This window comes from Anaerobiospirillum sp. NML120449 (assembly GCF_023051105.1).
Taxonomy (GTDB): Bacteria; Pseudomonadota; Gammaproteobacteria; order Enterobacterales; family Succinivibrionaceae; genus Anaerobiospirillum.
On record NZ_JALKIL010000021.1, the window covers coordinates 22359 to 47910 of the forward strand.

Below are 25552 nucleotides of genomic sequence, written 5' to 3' on the forward strand. Positions count from 1 at the left end.
CTCTGACACCGTCACAGATCCAGATGCAGCAGCACAAGGACCATGCTCTGTCAGTAAAAAGGGCCGACGTCACCATATGGCACATATGGCAGCGTCGACCCTGTACAGGCATATGAAGAAATTGTGTATCTCACCTGCAAATGCCCGGCAGGCCAGGTTTGGCAGCCAATGACTTTCACCTGGCTCTACCTGGCTCTAGCCATCTGCTCTCCCTGGCTCTCGCCCCTGCTATTTATCCGGGAGCTGAACCTTACAGTCATAAATGACTTTCAGGGCCGGGCTCTTGCTTTACCTTGCTGATACCGACATTGACTGTACCAAGCCCTCAGGCAGCAGGGGCCTTGTCGCTCTTGCGGCTGCGACGCACCTTGCGTACCGGCTGCAGAGCAACAGCTGCTGCAATGCTGCCAGTGCTGAGCGGATCATCAGTTACTGTTAAAGCCTCAAGCTCAGAGCCTGCAGTCAGGGCATCATTGTCTGTGTCTGAATCTGCTCCTGCAGTCATATCGCCATCAGCTGCCGGAGCATTGGCGGGCTGAAGCTTACGACTGCGGCTGCGGCGTACCGGGCGCACGGCTTTTGTCTCAGCTTCAGTTGCAGCTTCAGCCTCATCACTGTGTCCCTGAGCTCTTACGCCTGCCGGCTCATCACCAGCTGTGCCTGCCATGGCAGATGTCAGTAAGGGCTCATCACTGACGCTGTTAATGTCAGACTCTGAGCCATAATCATCAACCAGCACAGTCTTAACAGAAACATTACCGGCGCTGATTACACGTCCAGGAAACAGATCTGCCCCCTCAGGCTCACTGCCTTTGAGCTCACAGCTTTTGAGGTCATGGTCCTGACCATCTGTGCTGCACTCTTCAGCTGAGCTCTCATATTGAGCATCACCCTGAGTGGCAACAGATTGAGAGTCAGTAAGATTCTCAAGCGGGCTCACAATTTCCCCGTCACTGTCAGCAAGTGATCCTGGTGTCACCAGGCTTATTTCATGGTCAGGTGTTCCTGGGCCGGCCTTGCACTGATCCGCATGTGCACTGTGACCATCTGCCTTAGCTGCGCTGGCGCCCTGAGGGGCCACGGATTTGCTTACCTCATCCCCAGCATCAGCATCAGGCTCATTGGCGTCTCCCTCAACTGAGTCCTTTACTTGGGCTGTGTCAGCCTTGCCTGCGACGAACGAAGCACCGGAAGCCGCATCATCAGCAGGCTCAGCAGCTGCTGCAGCTGCTGCGGCAGGTGCAGCTGCGGTGGCGCGGCGCTGGTCAAAGATTTCACGCAGCTGGTAGTCAGGGAGCAGACAGTTGTTGATAAAGCCTTCGTTGAAGGTGCGGGCACGCATTTTCAGATAGGTCTCAACGTCGCTTACACAATGGGGCAGCTCAGTAAACTTTGAGGTATAGCCAAAGACCTCAAAGCTCATGCGCATGACAAAAGCATACTCACGGCCCTCAAGGCGCGAGGCAAAGGCACGGTCTATGGCATCCTGAATGGTGCACTTTTCATCAGCAGCATAGGCCCTGCAGATACGCAGCAGACTGCGGGTGGTCACAGGGGCACTAAGTGGCAGCACTCTGCGGCCGCAGCTTATCTCAATATCATCAAGAGTACGCATGTCACTGACATTGTTTAAAGCTCCGTACTCGGTGGCGATATCGGCCTCGGTACTGTCGCTGCGGCCTATGACATCCTCAATGCTGCGCACCTGACCGGCACTGCGGCATTCCTCAACACAGCCCACATAAGAGGAGTGCAGCTGAGCAATACGGGCACGCATATTCTCCAGCATGTCCCTGTTGTCACTGCTGCGCTCTGCTCCGCAGGCAATGCGCAGCTCGTGCACAAAGGTGAGCATATAGCGTATGAGATCAGGATTGAGCTCGGGTACGGCACGGCTGATGATGGAGCGGCCCATGGCAAAGTCAGGCCAGGAAAATTCAAGAAATACCCAGCGATCAAGAAAAGCCGTATTCTGACGGCGCACTCCTGTGTAGTGCCCCGAGCTGTCACCTGATCCCCTTGAGTTACCGGTGGCAATAACCCTGAAGCCCGGATGAGGCATGATGACCTCCCCATTGCTGGCCAGTACGGTCAAACCACGGCCCTCAAGCACATCGTTCAGGGCAGCCAGCTCTCCTGCGCTCATCAGATCAATTTCATTGAGCAGCAGAATCTCACCTGACATCATGGCACGGCTTAAGGGGCCATATTCAAAGTGCAGCTGACCATGACGGATAACAGGATGACCAATGAGGTCAGCTACCTCTGAAGTCTGAGACAGAGTAATGCTCTCTACCGGCCACTTAAGACGGGCGGCAGTCTCAAGCACAAAGGAGGTCTTGCCACAGCCTGATGGTCCGCAGATATAAAGAGAATCGCCATGAGGCTTTTCCAGCCAGTCGAGCATGGTCTTAAGAGCCTTACTCTCAAAGACATAGGAGCTGTGAGCCTGAGGCACCATGGCACTGACCATGTCCTTATGCTCAGGCACAGTAAGCATTCTCTGACCAAGATCAGGACAGTCAAAGACAGCAGCTGAAACCTCACGGCTGCCCACTCCGGCTCCGCAGTCAATAACCCGGGCCCTGTGCATGCCGCTCAGAGCAGCACCACCAGCGCTTCCTGCACCACAGCTCCCGTCCTCACTGTCAATATAAGCATGACCGCCTCTTACGTTCAGAGCCTCGCGGCCACCTCGTACCGAGATATGGGTATTACCGGCCACGCAGTCATAAAGCTCATTCATGCTGCGCGCCAGAGCTCCAGCAGCGCCGTGAGCACCTTCACTTCCCACACAGGCACAGCCGGCACCTCCAGTGACAGCGCCAGCGCCGCCAGCACCTGCGCCAGCCGGGCCGGCCAGAGCAGATACAGCTGCCAGGCCCCGGGCCTGAGCTGATGCCTGGGCCTTAACTGATGCCGGGGCATGGGTCGGGGCATGAACCAATGGCTGAGTCTGGAGCGCAGTCATGTTATTGGCCACAGCCATGGTCTGAGCTCCAGTCATGCTCTGAGCAACAGCCTGTACCTGAGCACCGCTGCCGTTCTGTACTCTGCCATTTACTGAGCTGCCAGGTACACCACAGCCGTAAGGCACAGCTCCAGCTGCCGGTCCTGCCATAACAGACTGACCATGATTTACGCGCTCAGAAGCTGCAGCGCTTAAAGCAGAGGGCATCATCCCGGCAGCTGCCGGCTGTGCTGCAGAAGCGGGCATTACAGCGCCCGCAGCTCCATAGCAAGGCACAGTACCACGGGCAACAGCTCCTGCAGGCAGTGATGCACGACCATGAGCCAGAGCTCCGGCTGCACCGCCACCAACTGGGACCGGGGCAGCACAGCCTGCGGTCTGTCCAACATTCATGGCTGCACTCATGCCAGGCGGCATGAAGCGATAAGTACCGACAGGCACAGACATATAGCCATTAGCCGGCATTGCAGCCACGCCGCGTCCTGCCTGCATCTGGGCTCCCGCAGCGACTCCAGCGGCGCGCTTAGTGTCCACAGCAGTTCGATCACCAGCACCGGCTGTAGCTGCACCTGCCACTGCGCCTGCTGCATTGGCTGCCATATTGGCGGCTGCACTGGAGACGGCTGCGCTGGAGGCGGCGGCTACGGCAGCAGCCCGAGCGTTATCTGATCCCCAGCCGGGAAAAGCTGAAACGGCGGAATGATTTAAGGCAGTGCCCCTGAGCACATGGGGAGTCTGGTTATAAGGAGGTACCCAGTTATATGGAGGCAGGCTCTGCACAGAGCCATCAGGCATACCAGGGGCCTGCTCCTGTCTGTCAGCTGCTGTGCCCATGTCCGTTACGCCCTGACAGCCAGGCTGAGCTGTGTTTTGTGGCCATGGGCTGACAGAGCTGCCAGCTGCCTGATATGGTCCCTGACAGCTGCCGGCCCCGGATCTCATGGCGCTCTTAGACTGTACCTGAGCACCATTTGCAGGTGGAGCTGAAGGACCTGCAGATACGGCTGCACTGTGAGCACCGGCACCGCCTGGAGCAGGACGTGCAGCTGGAGCCGATCCATAGATGCCTGATCTTTGCTGTGGGGGAATCATACCGGCTGCAGCACTGGTACGGTTAAGCCCGGGTACTGCAGCTGACATGGCTGCCGGTGCCATGGCGGTCTGTGCCATGGCTGTATCAGTGCCCCAGGGACTTTCAGCGGTGTTGGAATGTAAGTTTTTCATATGCCCTCCTGAGCACCATGTGCTCGGATTGTTAGATTAAATACTGATGCCTGCAGGCATCTGACTGCCAGGCTTGCAGTTCCAGCCTTGCCTGTACCTGACTGCCAGGCTTGCAGTTCCAGCCTTGCCTGTACCTGACAGCCTTACTCTCAGGTTCGCCCTGCCCTCCTGTGCAGAGCAGTACCTGCCTGTACGTGTACCAGGGATCTGGCATTACTTCTGTTGCGAGCGGGCTGTTTTGGCCTTTGCCCTGTTCTGAGTATCAAAGCCACAGCCTGTAAGTGCCAGGCTGCCCGGCTGCCCAGCGCCAGACGGCCACCACAGAGAGCTGATGGCCTTTGCCCAGGTAATGCGCCCCTGCTATAAGGGGAAAGCTGCTGTCAGCCTCTGACGACAAAGGCCGGGAGCTCAATTTCGATGCGGGCGCGCTGCAGGCGGCTGCGGCCGTTAAAGCTGCGAGCGCTCAGGGGCAGCCCGTGTCTGGTGATGACATTGCGCTCCACAGTAAAGCCACTGCCCGCATACATGAGGCTCTCTTCATCACTGCCCAGTACACTGCGCTCAGGGTCCAGAGGTACCCGTGCTGTCATGGCGCTCCAGCCGTGAAAGCTGCCGGGACGTCCTGGCATGTTCTGCGAGGAGACCAGATAACCGGGCATCAGCGCTGTGCGCATAAACACAGCCTCACGCCCAAGACCAATCTCTCCTGTTACAGGACCTCCTCGCTGCGCACTGTAATCACGACCCGGACGGCTGCCAAAGCCGCCCTCACGGGCTGTTTCCTGATGCCTGCCTGAACCGTCACTGGAGCCGGCTGTGCTCTTGCGGCTGCCTGTATCCCAGGGCAGCTCACTGTCATCGTTCCAGATCTGAGCACTGCATGAGCTCAGGGTGTAGCTGAGCACTGCTGTATAGCTCTCCTGTGCCTTAAGAGCAGTGTCACCCGTATGAATCTGCCTGCCCTCAGGCCCAGGGGAACGAAGGTCACCTTCTCTGCAGACAGGTAAAAGTGAGCTGTTCGGGGTGACCTGGCCAGGAGCTGCGTGACTTTCAGGCAGTAAGGAAGGTGCCTGATCACCTGATCTGATCTCCCCCATTACAGAGGTACCAGGCGTGGCTGTATCTGATTGAGCCTGTTCGTCAAAGTCATCATCAAAAAGACACAGCTGGCGCATGGCGGACCTGCCTGCGCCATAAGCACCCCGTCGCCGGGCTGTGCTCTGGGGAGCTGGTCCTGTAAGCCTTTCAGGGGGTTGACTGTGACCTTGCTTTACAGGCCCGGGTTGAGTCCTGATGTCAGGCCGGCCTGAGCATATGGAGGCGGCCTTACCCCAGCAGTGCTCAAAGGAGAGCATCCACTGGGCATCACTGCACTCATAAGCCCTGTCAGTCCCGCAACAGCCCGGGACAGGCCCAACTGCCAGGTCCGTTGCTGCTGCATGGACCATAGCCGCTGCCGTGGTACAGGCCCCGGCCTGTGCAGATGCAACACGGTTAGACTGTCCTTGCGCATCAGTACCCGGCAATTGATCCTCTGTATGATATGGTTCACTTCCCCTGATCTGATGCGCTCTCTGATGCACAGTTTGATGCGCAGTCTGATGCGCTGACTGATTAATGGTCTGATGAGCAGCCGGATCTGCACTGTGTGTATGACTGCCATCATCAGTTACTGCACCTGTGCCCGTCGGCACTGCATAAGGGCTTACTGGCTCACAGTACATAGCTGACTTACCATGTCTTGCCTGAGCAAGGGCTACAGTGTAATCAGGGCAGCCGTACACCAGATAAGTACGCTGCATACCCCAGCTGCATCTGCGTATAAGCTCACTGTGAGGCAGGTGTACGGGCAGAGCACGGCTGGCCGCTCCGGCGGCACTGCCGGCGCATCCGGGCTTTGCCTCAAGGCTGTCAGGTCCTGGATCTGTGCCCATGGATGAGACAGACCCAGCGCCGGTGGCTGCTCCCATGGTGACAGCAGCGCCCGCGCCTGGAGCTGTGCTCCTGGGGGACGCTGAGCCTCTGGTGGCAGCGTCCGCGCCTGAGGCTGAATCAGATCCTGACAGCTGACAGGCTCTGCTGGTGCTGTACTGACCACTGGAGTCAGGACTGACAAAGTAGGCAGGCATGTGGGCCTGCGATGATGAAAGAGTCCCGGGGGTCAATGGCACTGTGCTGTCACAGCAGTGCCCTCCCGGTGGTGAAATGGAGAAGTTCATAATCTGCTCCCGACAGAGCCCTGCAGCTGCGGCCGTACAGGACATAAATGCCTGCATTGGTGGCTGGCCTGCAGGGACCGTCTTAATATGGCCCGGGCAGTTACGAGCTTATGGCCACGATAAGAACCCGGGCGTTACGGCCCAGCTGACGGCGGGTAATCTGCTCGTCACGACCGTCAACACTGTTAAGGTCCAGCTTTACTACCGGAGGACGTCCGCCTGGCTTTGCCTGGAGGTCCCGCGCGGAGATAAGTTTCAGGGCCGGGGCCTTACGCCCCTGAGGTAATACTGCTGTCATGTCATTGCTCCTGTCGTAATGGAAAGTATCTGTAAGCGGCACGCCGCCGGGCATGCCACCGGGCATGCCAGCCCGGATGCCGTCCTGACCGCCGGTGCAGGCGGAGTGCAGCCCTTCAGCTGCCGGCCCGGGCCAGAAGCTCACTGTCTTCAGCAACTGCTGCTGCAGCTGCCCCGGCTGCAGCTGCCCCGGCTGTCCTGAGCCTTACCGGTACCGGGCTTAAACCAATAGCAGCCAGCCGTCCCTGAGATCGGCTGATGGCCACAAAGCGCTGCCAGCGCTCCATGGAACTCATAGCCGTATGCTCACCCTTTTTAAGTTCTATTACTCCCTGAGCACCAGGAAGCACAGTGCTGCCAGGGCGGCCCTGGTCGCTCTGAGGTTTATGGCCGTCCCTGCGCTCATATCTGTCAGGGCCACCAGGTGCTACGACACCGGTCTGACCGGCAGCGCCCGCACCTGCACAGTGATCCGCTACAGCTCCCTGAGGGCAATAAGGACGGGGGCGAAAGGAAGACTGATTCTGCCTGCGTACCAGGTAAGGGTCAGCTCCTCCTGCTGGTGCCCTGAGCTCATAGGAGCTGGAACTCCCGCTGTCGCTTTCATTGGCAGCACGAATACGGGCATAAGCTCCCTGAGAGCTGCTGCGCTGCAGCCAGCCACGGCGCGGGTCAGGCCCTGGACCGCTCCTGGAGCCTGAGAAGCCGGTGCGTCCGCATACCCAGCTGCGCGGAGCCTGGGCCATGACGCAATTGCCTGCTTCTGTACGGAAACGCTCAAGCTCCGAAGCGCCTCTGTCCGCGCGTCCATGCGGGCTGCCCGGCGTACTGCCATGAATGCGATCCTGGGGGCGACCGGACATTTCGTCCTGAGTGCTGTCTTGCGGCCTGTTTTGCGGCCGGGCCTGGGGCCAGTTTTGCTTTGGGCCTTGCGGCAGCTCTGGCTGGCCGGGGCGTGCCCTGGAGGTGCGAGAGGAATTGCGGCTGCGTGGTATCCATATGCTCATGGCACAGTCAGGCAACAAGGTGATAAAGGCGGCACTGAGCGAGCCTGACCAGCTGCCGGGCCCATGGCCTCCATCTTCCCCGTCAGTCCCGGCCATACCAGGCTGACACTCAATATGTCCGCAATGAATGCAGGCAGGAATATGACACTCCATGAAGGCAGCGGAGTTGCCTGCCACCATGCTTTGGTGATGCAGCTGCAGCCTTACCACTGCAGGAGCCGGGGCATAGCAGTACTCAGGGGAAGCGGCTGCAACACTGCCAGCTCTGATGGTGAATTCATGAGACCAGCTGCAGTCGCGGGCATACCAGCGACGTCTGCGGTAAGGGCGACTGTAAGTACGTGAAACGTGGCAGCTGCCAGCGCGTGGACTGCATATGCTGTCATTAAGTGGAGCGTGGGAGCTGCCAGTGCCCGGAGTGCTGGTGCTGTCATTAAGTGGAGCACAGGAGCTTCCAGTAAGCATCTGGGTGCCCGGACGAGAGCCGTATCGGGCTTTGTTGCCAGCCGGACAGGCAAGTGGGCTGTTCCGGCCAGTCTCGTTAGTGTTATCTGCAGGGACAGTAAGGCTGTCCCCATGCTGTGGTGAAGTGTTCATGTGACCTCCTGACTGCTGCTATGTGGAAAGTGGTGTAATGAAGTGAAACGGCGGGCAAGGAGTAAGGCCCGCCATACTTACTAATGTGCTTAGGGGTTAAGCCATCAGGGGCTGTCAGTGCTGTGCGCTGTACCTGGCTGCAGTGAGGTGAGCTGAACTGACTGCACTGCAATGCTCTTCTGCAGTTGCGGGCAATTCTTATCAGGGGTTGCAATGCACTCCCCTTCCGGTGGTGCGGTCCACTGCTCTCCCCTGGTTTGCGGTGCACTGCTGAATGACTTGCGCATAAGGTACTGTCATCTTTGATGGCATCTGGTCAGCCGTCAGAGGACTGGCAGAGGGAAGCTGTTATCTTAAAAAGCGGGCCCGGAGTAAGCCCGCTACTGATAGTTAAGTCAGAGAATGTTTAAGCGCCTGTGCCTGGACTCAGGTAAAACCCGCCATGCACTGAGCTGTCTGAGCCACTGGTCTTAAGACTCAGCAACTGTTATCTCAAGGTCTTATGTACGCCTGCTGCTCTCATGCTGTTTTCATATTGCACAGAGGCCGGCTGCAGCACTGTTATCTCCTGCCCTCTTTACTGACCGGATGTCACCCTGACGGGCCCTGCAGTAAAGCTATGGCAGCTGCTGAAGAGCAATGCTGGGCAGAACAGCAGTACGGTAAAAGTATTCAGGATGGCGGGCTGAAATCCTGATAAACGCCCGCCCACGATTTCAAAGAAAAACTGTTACAGGATGCGGGCATTGTTCTGTCTGCGTGCCCGCCATACGCCACATACTGAATCTCTGTGTTCAGAGACTATGAGGTAACCTGAGATGCAGGTGAAACTGGTTCAGGATGGCGGGCTGAAATCCTGATAAACGCCCGCCCACGATTTCAAAGTCTAATCATGTGGCGGGCATTACAGATAATCTGCCGTGGCAGCCCGCCATGGCCACATACAGATGTGTTGCGCATACTTATGACACAGCCTGTCCGGCCAGTGCCACTGCCTGCAGGTTACTGCTGAATCTGCCGGCCTTGCTTCACTGTACGGAGCTGCTCCATGCCGGGAGCACAGGACTTATGCACTGTGCTACCGGCAGAAAGCCGTACGGTGCGCCAATGAGCGCCATGCGGTGCGCACTGGGCTGCCTGTGAGCTGAGCAAGCGCTGTACGCTGTGCAGCAGCGCCATGCCATACGCAAAATCAAACTCACTTAAGAAGGCGAAGCCTGTGAACGCTCCGCCTTTGATGCACTAGTGAGATTTAAGGGGTCAGCTGACTAAAACCGGACCTGCCGATGGTGGAGCAGGCCCGACAATTAGAGACAGCTGGAGTCGAAAAGGGAAAGAAGAAAAGGGAGCTGTGCAGTTGCCAGGTTTAACCGTGCCACAGCTGAGCTGCGGTGCGGCTTTTAAGCTGTATCAGCTGCCCTGCAGTGTCAGCCGCCCAGCTGATAGAAAGCCATTCTTTTGACCTCAATGACAGTATCTGTAGATGAGGTAGCCATTACAGCATCCTCACGGTTGAGACTGCCTACCAGCACCACAGGCAGAGCCATGGAGTGACGGATAATGCGGTAGACCATGGAAAGGGACGGGCCGCTGCTTTGCCAGATAACTGCCTTGTAAAAGACAGCCCTGCTGTCACGTCCTGCTGGCACCTTTACCGAGCTGGCCACAGCCTGTGCCACACTGCGGCAGATATCATCGCTGGCAAGGTACAGGTCCCACTTATCAAGGCTGACCGGAGCACAGGCCCCGGAGGGCGCAGTGCCGGCTGTAGTGGCTGACACTGCAGGCTCCGCTGCAGCTGACGCAGCTGCAGCTGTTGCGGCCGCTGCAGGAGCACTGTCTTTACCACCGGCGTCAGTGACGTCACTGAGTTCTGTGTCTTCAGTACGTGATGATCTCTTTTCATATGAAGCTGACGGGAGGCAAGTGTCCTCAGCGCCGACAGCAGCGGCACTGCTGGGACGGGACGGGTCAAAATCCTTATCCTGGGATTTGATATCCCTGTTGACCTGCTGCCAGGCAATTTCACTGAAGACACGCTCATCAAAGAAATCGTGCAGATCAATGCTGGAAAAATCAAAGTGACGGCGCAGTGCCATTTCCTCCTCACTCATGTCACTTACAGCACTGACAGCGGCCATTCCTGAAAGCCCCCTGAAGTCAGCACCGTCGCCGCTGCTCAAGGAGCCGCCCCGGGAGCTGAGCTCCCTGACCATGGCATTGAGCAGCGGAGCTGCAGCTGCAGCACAGCCTCGACGCACGGCACTGTCAGGACGTGTCTTACCCGCAGCTCCGCCCTCAGGCCTGCTCCTGCCTGTAGCAGCAAACCCCGCCGTAGCTGCAGCTGCTGCGGCAGCGTTACGACCAGTACCGCCTGACGAGCCTGAAGATCCTGATGCGCCAGGGCGATGAGCTGATCCGCTGCTGCCAGCACTGGCGGCGGCCCTGCTGTGAGCCCGACGCATATGAGCGGGCGCTGTACGGCTGCGGCCAGTGCCGTCGGTGCAGCCCCTGGTGCTGGCGTCAGAGCAGGATTCGCTATCACAGCCGGTGCGGTTGCGGACTGCGTTTATCTGCCCCTGCAGCTGCTTTAAGGAGCTGGCGCTGTCATCTGATCCCATGGCAAGGCACAGTACCCTGCCCCTGAGCTCAGGGGCCAGTACATTACGGGCTGCATCGGCTTTCTTTACCGAACAAAGCGCAGCTGAAGATGAAGCTGAGGGAGTGGAGGTTGAGGTGGAAGAAGTAGAAAGAGAAGAGCTGGTTGATGCACAGCCGCGCTCAGCCTGATCTGCAGTGACGCTGCTGGAGGCTGCAGCACTGTCAGTCATGCCCTGAGCCAGGGAGCGAATGCGAAAGCGCAGCATTGGTCTGCCTTTGAAATCACGGTCAAGAGCCATGCTGCCCGGCTCAATCTGACCCAGAAGCTGAAGCGAGTTCAGATTAAACATGTTGCCTTACTCCCTGAGGCCGTCCTCAGGACCATACGTCCTGCTATCAACAGGTACTGCCATCAGTACCCGGGACCTGCCATCAAACTGTTATCCTGAAATCCTGGAATCCTTAAGTAGTTTGAACAGCAAGGAGCATCTGCTCCTGCGATGGCTCAATAATAGAAAATAAAATCCGCCCCTTCTGATCTGTCCCTGCCCAGCCCCCGCGCCAGTGAAAAGTACTTTTCCAGAAATTTTTAAAGCTCAGATTTACTGCATAATTTCCTGTAAATCCCTGCAAATACCACTAAGAGAGCATACTGGCATATCTGACAATGAACAGAATCTGATGACACTTAAGTTCTTTTTCCATAATTTTGCCAGCATAAGAAAGCAAAATGTTCATGGATTTTTTTCTTAAATTAAGTGCCCGGAGCTCAGGACTGAGAAGTAAGAACCCATAATGCCGGGCAGCGGGCTGAGCACCAGTCCGCCCCATGGCTTCTTTGTGTGGTACAGGAAGCTGATGGCATGATGAGCAGGCAATCAGATGCACGCTCCCAAAGGCCTCCCCTGAAGCAGTGATCAGACACATGGTCTGGTGTTTAGGGAAAAGCTGCAATGAGCTGATTTTTGAAGAAAATTGAGGTTTTTTGATGATTTCTGAGCAAAAATGGGCGCTTTTTCGTGAAATCAGCTCATTTTTGTAAATTCAGGCATGGCAGACGAGACTGTGATGGGATTTTGCAGCTGACAAGTGAACAGGCCGTGACTATGGTTACGGTCTTTAAGATGGTGACAGGAGTCAGCTATTGGGTCAGATTAAAAAGGTTAAGAGCTGAACTGGCCTGCGGATACTGGCAGAGCCTGAGAGCCAGGCTGAGGCTGGGACTTATGCCAAGGCTCAGACTGAGGCTGGGACTTATGCTGGGGGTTATGCTTATGCGCAGGATTATTGAGAATGCCTCGATGGCCGGTCTGATTACGCAAGTGCGATAAATGGTTCAGGACTCCAGACCTGCTTACATGAACTGGCCTGATGAATGGAAGGTATGAACGGGCTGATGAATAAGTGGACTGACTTATGGATAGCGGGAGGGAGTGATGAGTGGAGAAATGGATTAACGGGCGGGTCGACAGACAGGGATGACCTTAAGCTGCATTGAAGGCTGCGCTGCAGCGGGTGATGCCGCTGAAGCTGTGGCGGGTGATTAGGGCGGATGGTGGCCGGGCCCGGTCGGGCGGCTTTTGGGGCCGGGCCCGGCCGGGGCGGCTTATGGAGGTGGGCCTGGATGGGCTGCGCGCGGGCAAAAAAAGGGGCATGCCTGAGCATGCCCTGCGCCGGGAAAAGATTAGTGTTGAGTTCCCTGTTTTGTCTCTGATCCTTTATCTGCCGGCTGGGCAGATGGCATCAGGCATTAATGTTGACGCGTAATGGTCCGGTAGCTGTTGTGTTGCCCTTATCGTTGTAGGTCATGTTACGTGACATACGATCACGGGCAGACATCAGTACGGAGGTCAGACGGCGGTTAGCTGCAATTGACAGGGAAATGAGCTTGCCATTGGTCTCATTCATCATCTTGCAGCGGCCCAGCTTTTCCTTGAGCTGGTTGACGCGGTCAATGTGTACGGTCTTGAGCATGGCAGCATCAGGATGCAGCTTGAGACGCTGATCGTTGGCCTGCAGCTTGAGCATGAATGAGGACTTGTCCTCAGCAATGGTCTCCAGCTCCTCAAGACGGCGCTCTTTAATGGCCTGATACTCGCGGCTTAGGATCTTCATGACTGCGTCAAGAATGGCATCCTGCTCATCAAGATAATCATCTAAAGTCTTAATGGCGGAAACGGCTTTAGTCTTATTGATGGAACGACGGGTAATCATATTACTTCCAGAAAAAGGCGCTGTGACATACAGCAAAAACCACGGCCCCGGCCGGAGCCTGGGGCACGTCTGATTCACCGGGACGGTCAGGCCGTCCCTGTAACCTCACTTAGAGGGCGCCGCGAATCTGATACATGTCGTAAATACGCTTAGTATCCATTTCGAGTTCGGTCACGTAGGTGTCACCCAGAGGGTACTGGCGGACCACACGTGCACCGTGAACCAGGCCTTCAACCTCGGTAGTGAGCTTGTCGCTCTTCTCTATGTTGTTGGCGTTGGAGTTCTTTGCCTTGACGTAAACACCGGCAACCTGCTCGGTGAGCTCACGATAGGCTTCCATCTTGGAGGCTCTCATGGCGTTAATCTGCTTTTCAGAATGGCTGGAACCCTTCTGACGTGAGATTACAGCATAGCCTGTGGACCTGATTACTGGATAATCGTCCAGCTCATTAACGCCGGTATCGGTGTAATGAACAGCCAGAGAAGTATTACGGATAACGCTGGAGCAGCCGGTGGTGCTCAATACCAGAACTGAGGCCAGAAGTGCTGCTGAAATGTACTTTTTCATCGAAAAAACCTTTTTTAACCAGAGAGCTTCCTGAAAAAGCCTTAATTGCTGACGCGGGAGTAGCTGCTTTCGTCTGCTGTGTCACGGATCAGCATGGTATTGTGCATGTAGGTGTTGGCAGGATAGACCACAGGATCTTCCTTGCAGCCTACGAGATCGCAGGAACTGAAATCGTCACGCTCATCGAGATAGCGGTCATAATTGCCGCGTGAAGTAGCGCCGGAAACAACACCTTTCTTGAAACGTGGATCGGTGTAAACCTTCTTGCCGTCTGGACCAACTTGAACGCCAGGAGCGACCGGGGTGGTGCTGCCAGAACCTGTGTAACCGGTGTTATAGCCGGTGTTGTAAACCACAGGGGCTGACTGAGCTGCAGCTGCGGCAGCGGCTGCAGCAGGGTTAAAAGCCGGGTCAGAAGAGGTCTCGAAAACACCGCCTAATGGACGGCCGTTTGCACCTACTACCTGAGCCTTGGTCAGAGCCTTGGCAGTGCGGGCACGCTCGAGAGCTTCAGCCTTCATCGGAGCCTGGAACAGGGCCAGCTGCTTCTCTGCCTCAAGGTACTTCTTCTTGTAGTAACTGGCATCGCGTAACTGCTCAGAGCTGATACCGGTGAAGCTGCAGTTCTTGGCAGCGGTGCGGTAGCAGGTTGGCAGCAGGGAATAAGGGATGACATCGGTGGCGGTGGCAATGACCTGACGGGTCTGCATGTTTACCACGCGGGATACCACTACTACACCACGGCTGTTGCGGGTGAAGGTGCCGCCGAGGAGATATTTGACCTTGGTGTCCTTGGCGATCTTCTTCCAGTTACGGGAGAGGATAAAGTCGCCGTCATTGGTTACAGCCAGCTTGCCGGTGAGCTTGTACTCGGTGACCTCAAAGGCACGGGTAGACATCTCGTGAGTGAAGAACTCGGCAAGAGCGCGGCCCAGGTAACCGGCATTCTCATAGGTGTCTGTATCCACGAATGAGGTAATGGCAATGCGTGGCATGGTCACAATTTTGACATCGCCGGTGACTGAAGAACGGTCCACTGGAGCATTTGGCAGCAGGTGATAGAACATATTCTGCTGCAGCTGATCAGCCATACGGGCAGTAATGGAGCTGATCTCCATACCGGCCTGCTGATAAACAGTAGTCTCAGTTGGATTGTTTACACCCTCAATACGTGCAGAAGAGCCATTATTTTCCTCATAAGTTGGCAAGCTGCAGGCTGAGAGTAGCAGGCTGGCACATAAGCTTACCAGCAATGTTTTCTTTAATTGCATCTCCTGAACCTCAATCTCTTAGCGTAGCTGACAGGGCGATACCAGAGACTGTCGCTACAGAACATTCTAATCAGCATCAAGCTGCAATAACAATGCCATCGCAGACTAAGCTGGAGCATAATACCATTGATCAGCCGCAAAAACATGACCATGGACCACAGTTACAATACCAGGGCACTGTCAGGGCACAAAAAGATCATCACCCCTGCACACCACTGCCCGGCCGGCAGCATGACCTGACGGCCCCGCACGCACGCGGCAGACACCATATCAGGCTCAACTTCCACCATATTCACAGCACCAGGACACGCACCCGGCAAGCAAGAAAGCAAGCTTTCCCCTGCAAGGCGCACACATGATACCGCCATCAGACACCAGAACCATCCCGGTCACAACCACAGACCTCACGCCCCGGGCAACAGCCTCAGAGGGCTGCATAAGGCACTGATCTCAGGCGTTAACCTTATGCACTGACCTCAGTATGTAACCACGGTATGCAACTACGGCATGTCGCCACGGCATGTCATCACACTGTGTGACAAAATCCCGGCCCGGCCTGGCTATTCCCGCGTGCTCCAAAAATAAAATCAGAGCAGCACAAAACTGCACAGTCCCAACAGCAAAAACAAGGCTGTCCAGGCACAGAAAGCACGGCATTGGTACTGACATTTGAATACAGAGCAACAGGCGTGCCGCCGTAAATCTGTCAGTAATGCAAAGTGCTTCATAAAGCCATAAAGCACCCGCCCTGATCAGAGCGCGCACTCCACCAGCAAGACTTGCAGGCAGCCCCGGCTCAGTCACAATCACGCCCACTTTATTGTCTGCGCAGTAACCCAGCCTACGCCTGGCTCAGCACGGCCATCAGCGTCAGGACAGTAACTAAAACACTGCAGCAACTGAGCCCTCACTGACCATGCGCACATGGAGCATATGACACTCTCAAAGCTTATCCCTGCGCATTTGCTGACCAGGAGCTGAAGCATGCTGCTGACAGTACTCAAAGCTCACTGTGCCACGTCCCCAAAACAGATCAGCCCGGGCACCAGGCAGTTGGGCGCGGCAATTATGGTCGTCATTAGTCCCAAGTTCAGCACAGATAAAGGAAATATCAGCCTGCAGGGACAAAAATTACCGTCACAATGCAGATTTATATGACCTTCAGACAGATGTCACAGATGCCCAGCAGACCAACCTCAAGGCTGACCTTTCAGACCGATCTCAAGGCTGACCTTACTCAGCCCAAAGTCAAAAAAGTCACTGACCAGAAATCATGCAGTGCTTTAGCGCTTTAATAGTAAATGGCACCGGGAACAGACAGGTCAGGCCACAACGCAATTGCCTGAGCAGGCAGTACGCACGCTGAAGCAAGGCTCCCCGATCATTGTCTCAGGATACGGACGAAGGACCAGACAGTGCACCATTGCACTGTGCGTCGCTCTGACAGCCGGACTGTCATAAAGCCCGGCAGATAAACTTTAGTGCAGCTGTCTGCAGGCAGCTTACAGCATATGCTGGAAGAGCTGCTGCGGGCTGACTGAAGACAGCTGATATTCGCTTAATGTCTTATGTCATTGCTGTATATATGCTAACGGCATAACAGGGCCCTGCTTTCAAAACGCCCCGATAAGGAGCAGCCCGGGCACAGCCAAAAGCGCAGCCCCTGAATACGCTCATCCCATGGAGTGCAGTTGCACTCCTGATGCACACTGACGGCAGCACTGCCCCGAGGCACAAAGGCTGACCTGAGCATGCCAGCAGAACGTACGGCACATGGCGATGGGCTGACAGTCTGTCCCGTAGACCAGGTACTGCCAGGACGAGTGGACAATTCAAAGGCAGCTCAATCCACCTGCAAGAGGCGCCAGCAACTTTATGCATATACAGGACGATTGAGAGGTCAGTTACCCAGGAAGTGGAGGTACTGGCACTGACTTCCGCGTGGTCAGGTCAGGTCAGTCGTGAGCAACGGGCTGCAGCAACAGCCAGGATTAACATGCCTGAAAAAGTTCAGGAGGCCCATGAGGTCAAGGAGCCATGGGAGCGTTCTGCGCATGCGGTTATAAGTGGATGCAGTCAGGCCGTGGTGCGGGCCAGTGATGAGTGCAGGCATCATATCTTATAATTCAGGCAGCACTGTGCTCTTTACCTGCAGTGAGACAAAAGGGGGTACAATTCTCAGCTGCACTGCCCGGCCATGCTCTGCCCCTGTCAGCTGCGCTGCCCACTAATGTGATGCTTATCCGTAAGGCATCCGGAGTACCGGGACTTTCAGCTGCCGCATGCGGATGAATGTCCGAATGCGCCGGGTGTATCGGGACTTTCAGCTGCCGCAGGTTGATGCATGTCCGAATGCGCCTGGTGTACCGGGACTTTCAGCTGCCGCAGGTTGATGCATGTCCGAATGCGCCGGGTGTACCGGGACTTTTATCGGTGCCACCTGGTGGTAATTTTCATTTGTGCATACTTTTTGCAGACTGTTTATTTCAGGTCATGCACTGTGGCGTATAACGTCATATAACCGGCCTTTTTCCGGGTGCGGCTGCTCCCTTTTACCGACAGTCAAGTCCAGCTGTTCGCCATTATATTCAGCCGACCCTGTGGTCATAATGGAATCATTGGAGAAATAAGATGCGAGCTTACTTTAAAGCTATAGGAATTGCTCTTGCTCTTGCTTTGAGCAGCCAGGCTGCTGTTGCCGGGTGGTATACGGCCCGAGGCTCGGCTCCAATTATTGACGACAATATTGCCCAGGCCCGTCGCAACGCCATTGACGACGCTCTGCGCAATGCCGCCCTGCAGGCCGGTGCTGATATCAGTATTGAACAGGTTATCGAGAACGGTACTCTGCTTGATGACAAGCTGCGTGTTACCGCCCACTCCCCAATCCGTCGTATGACTGTGGTTGAAGAGAGCGAAAACGGCCGTGTCGTTACCGTTCTGGTCAAGGCCCTGATCAACGACGACAATATTGCTGACTGCTATGCCGGCAATATCAAGAAGACCATTCTGCCTTTCGTGTTCCGTTATCAGGATCCTGATGCTTCCTTAAGCGCAGCCGGTCTTAGCGATTTTGACACCTATCTTTCCGATCTGGTTTATTCAGGCGTGGCCCAGAGCCCTGCCCTGACTGTACTGCCAGCTGACAGACAGCGTCTGCTGATTCATCAGGGTTCTTCAGGTCCTGACTACAATCTGCAGCGTACTCTGGACTCCATCTCCCGCCGCACCCAGGCCCAGTTCATCATCGTCGGTAACATCAACTCTCTGGCCAAGTCCGATACTGCCAATTACGAGTTCACCAAGATGTTCTACAACCCTACCCGCACCATCAGATTCAATATTCAGGTATTTGATGTGTACAGCGGCCGTATGCTGGTTTCCAAGGACTACCATGGCGATGCCGAGTGGACTCTGTCCAACCAGCGCTTCACCCTGCGCTCTGACAAGTTCAGCACCTCTGAATACGGTCAGCGTGTTCAGCAGCTGGCCAAATATGCCATTGCTGACATCGTCTCCAAGCTGCGCTGCCAGATTCCTGTAGCCCGTGTGGTTCAGGTCAATGACACCACTATCCGTATTAACCTCGGTGAGAACGCCAACATCAGCAAGGGCATGAAGTTCAACCTGATTCACCGTACCGACTTTCAGGATCGTCACAACATGACCTACTTCCAGAACTCCACCACCGAAGCTCTGTACAAAGTTGTTGACGTATCCCCGACTGCAGCTACCCTCGAGCCTCTGGACATCAACCACCAGCTCATCAACGTTATGCTTGACGACCTGGTAACCTTAAAGCCATAGGCCAAAGGTAAGCCGACAGGCACAGACAAAGGTCCAGTCCGGTCCCATGACCACGCCGGACCGCGACCAGCTGCCAAAAAGGAGGAGCTCCACAGGGGCTCCTCCTTTTTTGTCCGCCAGGTCTATGCTTCACCTATACGGATATCGCCTGGGCCCTTACCTCTTGCAGAAATCTCACATTTGATTTAGAATATCTGGGTATATTTATTTATTTATTTATTTATTTAATTATTTAATTAATTATTTAATTATTTATTTAATTATTTATTTAATTATTTATTTTTTGTTGTTAAAGGGATGCTGGATTAAAGCTTGGCATCCCTTTTTTGTGTGTTTTGACCGACCATGGGTCGGTCCCCCCTGAGCTCCAAAATAGCCCCCTAATCATCACTCATGCAAGGTACGCGATTGATGGGTGATAAAAAGGCCATTCTTAAGTTCAGGGGTATGGGTCTTGAGCCCCACCTCAGGCCAGGCCGCAAGCAGTCCCCGCTTCAGCTCCTGATCTGCGCATCTGGTACAACCAGCACTGTCCCTGCTCAACCGCACCTGAACGCAGACCGTTGCAGGTGCTGTCCAGCGTCACGCAAAAGGACACATTTAGTAGCGTGAGCTGTACAGCGGTGCGGATCGGTTTACCGCCTGGGACTGCGGCTGTTGTGCAGGCAGGCATTGCGGGGCTTACAGGACATGTCTTGCGGTGTCGGAGCAGCAGTGGCATAACACTGCAATGAGATTATGGCAGCATGAAGCTGTGCCAGCCAGTTGCAGCCGCTGCAGCTGTGGCAGGCATAGCGTTGTATGCATTTATCTTTCGTGTATAATATGCGCCACGTCCCCATAGTTAAATGGATATAACAAGCCCCTCCTAAGGGCTAGTTGTAGGTTCGATTCCTACTGGGGGCGCCACCTCACAAAGCCGGGATCCTACATCCGGTACTTACTCCCGACCATCACGGTCAAATCTCCATTTTCATCACTCCCACTCTCCCACTCCCATTTTCCTCCCCCGGGATCAGTGTATTAATACCTGTCATGGCTGTTATGGCCTGCGGCCGCAGCGCTGCTCATTTATGCAAATAGCTCCTGGTGCATCCAGGCGACGGCTGTTGCCTGCGCTATGGTCAACGTGCTTTTGCTTGTGTGAGGCATGCGCTTTTTATAAAGTGCAGATTTGCTAAAATTTAGCCTGCAGCAAGTCACCTTGCCAGGTGGCCCGAAATCAGTTTTTCAGCTTTATACAGGTACATTATGCTTTCCATGCAAGAGGCCCTGCAGACAGCCTTCACCAAACGACTGAGTCTGTCAGGAAGATCAAGCCGCTCAGAGTTCTGGTGGCTCTATCTTGTGTCCGTTCCATGCTTTATTGTTGCTACCTACATTGCCCGCATGGGATTTATCTTCTCCCTGCTGGGACTGGCCCTGTCTCTGGCAACCTTTGCCATGGTCATTGCCTGCATGGTCAGACGCATGCACGATCGTAATTTCACCGGCTGGCTGGTGCTGATTATTTTTGTCCCTACTTTTGGCATTCTCATACTGCTGTTGCTCTGTACCCTCAAGGGCACTGAAGGGCCTAACAACTACGGTGAGGATCCCCTCCAGAGGCCAGGATCGCCTGGCAGTAACGGCTCCTCAGGCTCTGGCAGAAGCCATAATATCGAGCGTAATGGATGGGGCAGTCCTGAAACTGAGGATACAGAATTTCAGCGCAAACTGCGTGGATTCTTTGACAAGGATAATGATAAGGGCAATGATGGAGGTTCCTTTAAGCCCTGAGCCTCACAGCGTGCACGGCCACTGACCAGGACCGCCCGGACAGCACTGCCGCACCGGCCGCACCATGGCCATGCCATGGCCGCGCCAGCCCTGCGGGCTGTTGCAGGCCGCGACCAGGCTGTTGCAGGACAAGACCAGTCTGCAACAGGCAGTGACCTGGTCCAATGCACCTGGCCGCCTCTTGTTATGGCATACGTTACGGTTCATGGGGCTATCTGTATCCTGGTACTTAAGCACGCCCACTACACTGTGTGGTCGGCAAAACTCATTGCAGCAGCTCCGGCTGTTCTGCTCTGGAGCATAAGATGAATGTAAAAGATGCCCTGATTATCGGCTTTAAAACCAAAGGTCTGAGATTTTACGGACGCAGCAGCCGTGCTGAGTTCTGGTATTTCTATATCTCTACCTGCATCTTTATTGCCCTGTCATGGAAGCTCAATATCATTCCGGTAGTCGGAGGCCTGCTGCAGGCCATAGCGGTGCTGGCCATTGTGGCCTGTCAGATAACTGCCACCATAAGACGCTTTCATGATCTCAACATGGATGGCCGCTTTGTCCTGTTCCCTTATCTGATGGGCATAGTCTACGCTGCCGGTGTAGGCCCGCTGCGCGCCACTCAGCCTCAGTACGCTGACCTTATTCTCAATACCCTGACCACTCTGGCAGGTCTTAGCTATGCCTCCATTCTCATCATGTGCGCCATGCGCGGTACCGTGGGCAAGAACAAGTACGGCACTGACCCTCTGGACAAGAGCACTCCTCCTCAGGACTTTATCAATCCTGACCACATGAAAGCCCCTGATCTCATGGGCGATCCATGGAAGCGCTTTAAGGACAAGGTAGACCAGGAAAAGGCCCGCAAGGCTGCAGGTCAGAAAGATCCCGGCTTTATCGCCGTTCCTACCCCGGGCTCTGACAAAAAATCTGAGACCGGCGCCAGGGATGATAACCAGAACTCCTCAGGCAAAGACCAGAACAAATAAGTCCAGGGCCCGGCCCAGCCGCCAGCTGTCCTTGCTGCAGCCAGTCACATGAGTCTGTTCAGGCTTTCATGGCCATGGTGCAGCCGCCCCTGGAGCCGCTGCACCTGCTGCATACGCCCTTGCGGCCGCCGCACCTGCTGCATACGTCATTGCGGCCGCCGCACCTGCTGCATACGTCATTGCGGCACAGGCCATTGCGGCGTATGCCTTTGCGCCTCCGCCCCTGAGACACTGGCACGGCTGCAGGCAAATAACGTTTCATAACTACCTGACAAACAGGAACCACTTTTATGCATTATTTCTTTCAGGCCATCAAAGTCTGCCTCAAGGACAAGCTCTTTATCACCGGCGGCCGTGCCGGGCGCATGGAGTTCTGGCTCTTTACCCTCTTTGCTGTAGCCGTAAGACTGGCTCTGTACCCTCTTACCACTATCCAGTACTTTGGTGTGGTCTACTCCATCATCAACTTCATAGTCTTTGTGGCTCACTACACAGCCATTGTACGCCGTCTGCATGACTCCGGCCGCACCGGTCTGCACCTGGCCCCGGTCATGATTGGCCTGCTGATGATTTTCGCCGGCTTTGTGGCTGCCATTCCAATGGCAGTTACCGCAGGCGAGGTATTAGCCGGTCTGGGCATTATTTACCTGCTGGTTCTGTGTGCTCTGCCTGGCAACCCTAATGCCAACGAATACGGCCCGGCCCAGCCGCTGCCTGCAAAGCAGTAACAGGCACAGCCACCAAGCCCGACTTAGGCCACTAAATGGCATGGGCCGCCATGGGCCCTGGCCCTCTGGCCCTGGCAGCAGGGCCGGTCCTGTCTTGCAAGACCAGCCGGGCGGCAGACCTGCTGCTGCGGATAAAACCGTCAGCAGCAGCTGGCAGGAAAGTGAAGAGTGCATAAGGAGAGCACCATGAGTTTAAATGGCATGCTGACCACGATTAAACAGTCGCTTACGGTCTGCTGTGTTACCAAGACATTTAACTTCCGCGACCGTGGCTGCCGTGCGGAATTCTGGCCCTTTTTTATCTTTACCTATCTGGCCTCCTCAGTTCTGGCACTGCTGGTACAGATTCCTTTTGTCGGTCCGGCTGCCGCTGCCCTTATCAATCTGTATCTGCTCATAGCCCTTCTGTCAGCTGCCGTAAGACGTCTGCACGATATCGATCGTCCGGGCACCTTTGTGCTCCTGCCCCTCATTCCCGCCTCGGTAATGACAGGCACCATCATCTGGAGACTGATATCCTACGAGAGCCTTGAGGGACTCAATCCGGGCACCACCGAGGCCGCCATTTTCCTCATCACTGTCATTTCCCTTATCTACCTGCTGGTGCTTTTCCTTACCGCCGGTACCTTAGGTCCTAACAGCTATGGTCCGGACCCGACCGATCCGGCCAATGAAGACTACCGTCTGTGCCGCCGCCCCGGTGAGGGCAAGGACAGCAGCAGTGACAGAAACAAAGGCGAGGGCAAGGACAGCTCGGCTACTTTCTGATCTGTGCAGACTCAAATGCAAAAATGCCGGAAATCCACCATGGTGGTTCCGGCATTTTTTATCAAATGTTCCGCATAAAATACAGCTTTCATGGCATCTGATCACAATATTTCTGTCTGGTACTTGGGACCTGTGGCCTGACTGCCTTAAAATCGTAAAACATGCTGTCCGTGAATTCACCCGTATGAGAATACAGCAGCATGACAATACAACATAAGGAAAACTGGAACCTGATGTTCCGGGGAGAATATTTTGATTAGCTTTACCCGCTCCCTGAGGCTCTGTCTTATTGACCGCGCCCTTGATTTCAACGGCCGGGGCACACGCGCTGAGTTCTGGTGGTTCGCGCTTTTCTGCCTTGTTCTGCTCCCTCCTGCATGGGCAGCCCTCATGCTGCCAGGACTGGCCCCGATTCTTGGTTTTCTTACCCCTGTAGTCAATCTGGTGATCCTGATCACCATGACTACCGCAGCCATCAGACGTCTGCATGACACTGACCGCAGCGGCTGGATTGTGCTGTTGCCGGTGCTGGCTTTCATACCGGTACCAGTGCTTACAGGCATGAACTTTTTTACCCTCTTCAGCGGCACCATGATTATGGGCCTGTCATCAGGCATGCTCATGCTGCTTTTCATTGCCAGCCTGATTTTCATGGCCATTGCCATGTTCTATACAGTCATACTGCTGGTCAAACCAGGCACTCCAGGCGATAACGACTACGGTCCTGATCCTATGGAGAGCCAGTACTACAATCCAGGCGGCTCATGGCGCTTTAACGAGGGCGCCTTTGCCGGAGCGGCCGGTGCTGGCGCCGCCGGAGCCGGTGCATATGGCCCGTCCGACAGCTGCACCACCCCAGAACTGTGGCAGGCAAACCATGCTCACGGCAGCGGCCCACGGGCACCGGCTCCGTACGGCCAGGCCAAAAACTCTGACTTTCCTGTAAGAAGAGCCCCGGGCCCGGGCGGTCCATGGCATAACGACCCTTACAATAACGGTCCGTTTTCCGACAGCCCGGCAATGCAGGGCGGATGGAATCAGGCTGATGGTTCAGGCAGCGCAGGCGATCCTCAGCCTCCTGCAGCCCGTCCATAACAATAAGGCACATGACAGGCTCAACCTCAGCCCTGCTGCCCGTGCAGACCCAGCTCAGGGCCAGTCATTTGACTGGCCCTGACTGTCTGCACGGCCAGCGCCCGGCCACTGGGTCTGACTGTCTGCACGGCTTACGCCATGCCACATGAACCTGCCCGTCAGGCGGCCGCGTTGGTCGCAGACCAGGCCTTACCAGGCTGCGCCTTAACGCGGCATTCGATGCCCCTGGCAGCTCAGGCTGTGCAGGCCACATAGCCGTATTTTTCCTTTGTTTATCCAGCCGGCAAAAGAGAACACTCATGCTGACAATCAAACAGTCTGTTCAGATATGCTTTGTGCGCAAGGCTTTTAATACCAGGGACAGAGCATGCCGCTCAGAGTTCTGGTGGTTCTACCTCTTTGTGCAGATTTGCTCCATACCTCTGGGCCTGCTCTCATGGCTGCTGCCGGGCTTTGGTTCCCTGATCTACGCTGTCTTTACCGTTGTCTGCCTGTATTTCATTACCGCAACGGGAGTAAGACGAGCACACGACAGTGGCAAAAACGGCTATCACGTTATCATTCCCATGGCTGTTGTCTTTCTGTCAGCCCTGACCGGCACTGTTGCCGATACCGCTCCCGATGGGATGGATCCCGCCTATCAGTTAACCCTGGCCGTGCTCATAGTCTGCTCCGTGGGATATATGCTCATTATCATGGCCCTGCCAGGCACAAAAGGCAGCAACCGCTATGGTCCAGATCCCCTGACCGCCTCAGAGCACATACTCAATGAGCGCCTCAAAGCCCAGACTGCTGGCAGCACCAGTGCCCCGTCCAAAAGACACACTGGCCCTGACGCCGACTTCAGCCGCAACAGGCACGACAGTCATGGTATTCATGGCGGTCATGGCAGGCATGGCATTCAGGGCAGCGGTCAGATTTCAGCTGGTGCCAACAATAAGGCCAGTGAGGGCTCGACCAGCCCATGGAAGGAATCTGGTGGCAGCTGGACCGGCACTCACATGCCAGACTCCAAATCAGATAACCACTCCCACAAACCAGGCGTCTGATCAGCATCCCACACACACCCATCCCGGCCTGCAACTGCCAGCTTTTTGCTGGCAGTTTGCTTTTCAGGCACTGAGGCAGCTCCCTCACGGCAGCTGCCATGAGCCATGACCCAACGCCCATGGAGCCAGGGCCCCGGCTCCGGCTCCGGCGCAGACGGCTCTGTCGGGTGCACTGATGCCTGTGAGCGCGGCAGTGCGGCCGCAGCAGCAAAGCGCGACCGCAACGCGAAAGCGCGACATGCGAGCTGAGGGCGGGCTGAAGCATTATGTTGATGGTCCTGACAACGTGGTGGCATGTTATTGCAAGTACTTGTCTGCCGTCTGCATATTAATTGATATACATCAATGATGTATCTAAAAAAGCATGGACAATC

Annotated in this window: 15 protein-coding genes and 1 tRNA gene; 8 read left to right on the forward strand and 8 right to left on the reverse strand. The window is 55.5% G+C overall.

The genetic code is table 11. The annotated features are described in order from the left end of the window. Nucleotides 1–325 precede the first annotated feature (325 nt). The 8 genes from MXE41_RS07315 to MXE41_RS07350 form a co-directional block, all read right to left on the reverse strand. Nucleotides 326–4195, reverse strand: coding sequence for an AAA family ATPase (locus MXE41_RS07315; protein WP_247100033.1), 3870 nt, complete (start codon nucleotides 4193–4195; stop codon nucleotides 326–328). A gap of 380 nt (nucleotides 4196–4575) precedes the next feature. Further along, the gene (locus tag MXE41_RS07320; RefSeq protein ID WP_247100034.1) at nucleotides 4576–5370 is read right to left on the reverse strand and encodes a hypothetical protein; all 795 of its coding nucleotides are present in this window, start codon (nucleotides 5368–5370) and stop codon (nucleotides 4576–4578) included. Between the two features lie 1144 nt (nucleotides 5371–6514). After that, complete coding sequence (locus tag MXE41_RS07325) at nucleotides 6515–6712, reverse strand: hypothetical protein (protein WP_246977304.1); 198 nt, start codon at nucleotides 6710–6712, stop codon at nucleotides 6515–6517. A 115-nt stretch (nucleotides 6713–6827) separates the two neighbouring features. Next, nucleotides 6828–7457, reverse strand: coding sequence for a hypothetical protein (locus MXE41_RS07330; RefSeq protein WP_247100035.1), 630 nt, complete (start codon nucleotides 7455–7457; stop codon nucleotides 6828–6830). A gap of 2285 nt (nucleotides 7458–9742) precedes the next feature. Then, nucleotides 9743–11266: a hypothetical protein gene (locus tag MXE41_RS07335; protein ID WP_247100036.1), complete on the reverse strand. Its 1524-nt coding sequence runs from the start codon at nucleotides 11264–11266 to the stop codon at nucleotides 9743–9745. A gap of 1393 nt (nucleotides 11267–12659) precedes the next feature. Further along, the gene (locus MXE41_RS07340; RefSeq protein ID WP_246977301.1) at nucleotides 12660–13130 is read right to left on the reverse strand and encodes a flagellar protein FlgN; all 471 of its coding nucleotides are present in this window, start codon (nucleotides 13128–13130) and stop codon (nucleotides 12660–12662) included. A 109-nt stretch (nucleotides 13131–13239) separates the two neighbouring features. Then, the gene (locus MXE41_RS07345; protein WP_247100037.1) at nucleotides 13240–13698 is read right to left on the reverse strand and encodes a hypothetical protein; all 459 of its coding nucleotides are present in this window, start codon (nucleotides 13696–13698) and stop codon (nucleotides 13240–13242) included. A 41-nt stretch (nucleotides 13699–13739) separates the two neighbouring features. Continuing rightward, nucleotides 13740–14906 (reverse strand): FlgO family outer membrane protein, encoded by a 1167-nt coding sequence (locus MXE41_RS07350; RefSeq protein ID WP_247100038.1) that lies wholly within the window; start codon nucleotides 14904–14906, stop codon nucleotides 13740–13742. 2694 nt (nucleotides 14907–17600) lie between these two features. On the opposite strand from MXE41_RS07350, the gene MXE41_RS07355 reads away from it, so the two are divergent. The 8 genes from MXE41_RS07355 to MXE41_RS07390 all read left to right on the forward strand — a co-directional run bounded on the left by MXE41_RS07355 (nucleotide 17601) and on the right by MXE41_RS07390 (nucleotide 25178). Next, on the forward strand, nucleotides 17601–18776 hold the full coding sequence (locus tag MXE41_RS07355) for a flagellar assembly protein T N-terminal domain-containing protein (RefSeq protein ID WP_246977298.1): 1176 nt from the start codon (nucleotides 17601–17603) through the stop codon (nucleotides 18774–18776). 834 nt (nucleotides 18777–19610) lie between these two features. Beyond that, nucleotides 19611–19685: transfer RNA gene (locus tag MXE41_RS07360), tRNA-Arg, on the forward strand. 342 nt (nucleotides 19686–20027) lie between these two features. Further along, nucleotides 20028–20555 (forward strand): DUF805 domain-containing protein, encoded by a 528-nt coding sequence (locus MXE41_RS07365; RefSeq protein WP_247100039.1) that lies wholly within the window; start codon nucleotides 20028–20030, stop codon nucleotides 20553–20555. Between the two features lie 305 nt (nucleotides 20556–20860). Continuing rightward, a complete protein-coding gene (locus tag MXE41_RS07370) occupies nucleotides 20861–21538 on the forward strand; it encodes a DUF805 domain-containing protein (protein ID WP_247100040.1) in 678 nt (225 codons plus the stop codon). A 290-nt stretch (nucleotides 21539–21828) separates the two neighbouring features. Continuing rightward, nucleotides 21829–22266 carry a DUF805 domain-containing protein gene (locus MXE41_RS07375; RefSeq protein WP_246977295.1) on the forward strand — a complete coding sequence of 146 codons (438 nt, stop codon included), beginning with the start codon at nucleotides 21829–21831 and terminating at the stop codon, nucleotides 22264–22266. 186 nt (nucleotides 22267–22452) lie between these two features. Next, a complete protein-coding gene (locus MXE41_RS07380; RefSeq protein WP_247100041.1) occupies nucleotides 22453–23034 on the forward strand; it encodes a DUF805 domain-containing protein in 582 nt (193 codons plus the stop codon). Nucleotides 23035–23286: 252 nt separating this feature from the next. Beyond that, complete coding sequence (locus MXE41_RS07385; RefSeq protein ID WP_247100042.1) at nucleotides 23287–24129, forward strand: DUF805 domain-containing protein; 843 nt, start codon at nucleotides 23287–23289, stop codon at nucleotides 24127–24129. A 299-nt stretch (nucleotides 24130–24428) separates the two neighbouring features. After that, nucleotides 24429–25178: a DUF805 domain-containing protein gene (locus MXE41_RS07390; protein WP_247100043.1), complete on the forward strand. Its 750-nt coding sequence runs from the start codon at nucleotides 24429–24431 to the stop codon at nucleotides 25176–25178. Nucleotides 25179–25552 lie beyond the last annotated feature (374 nt).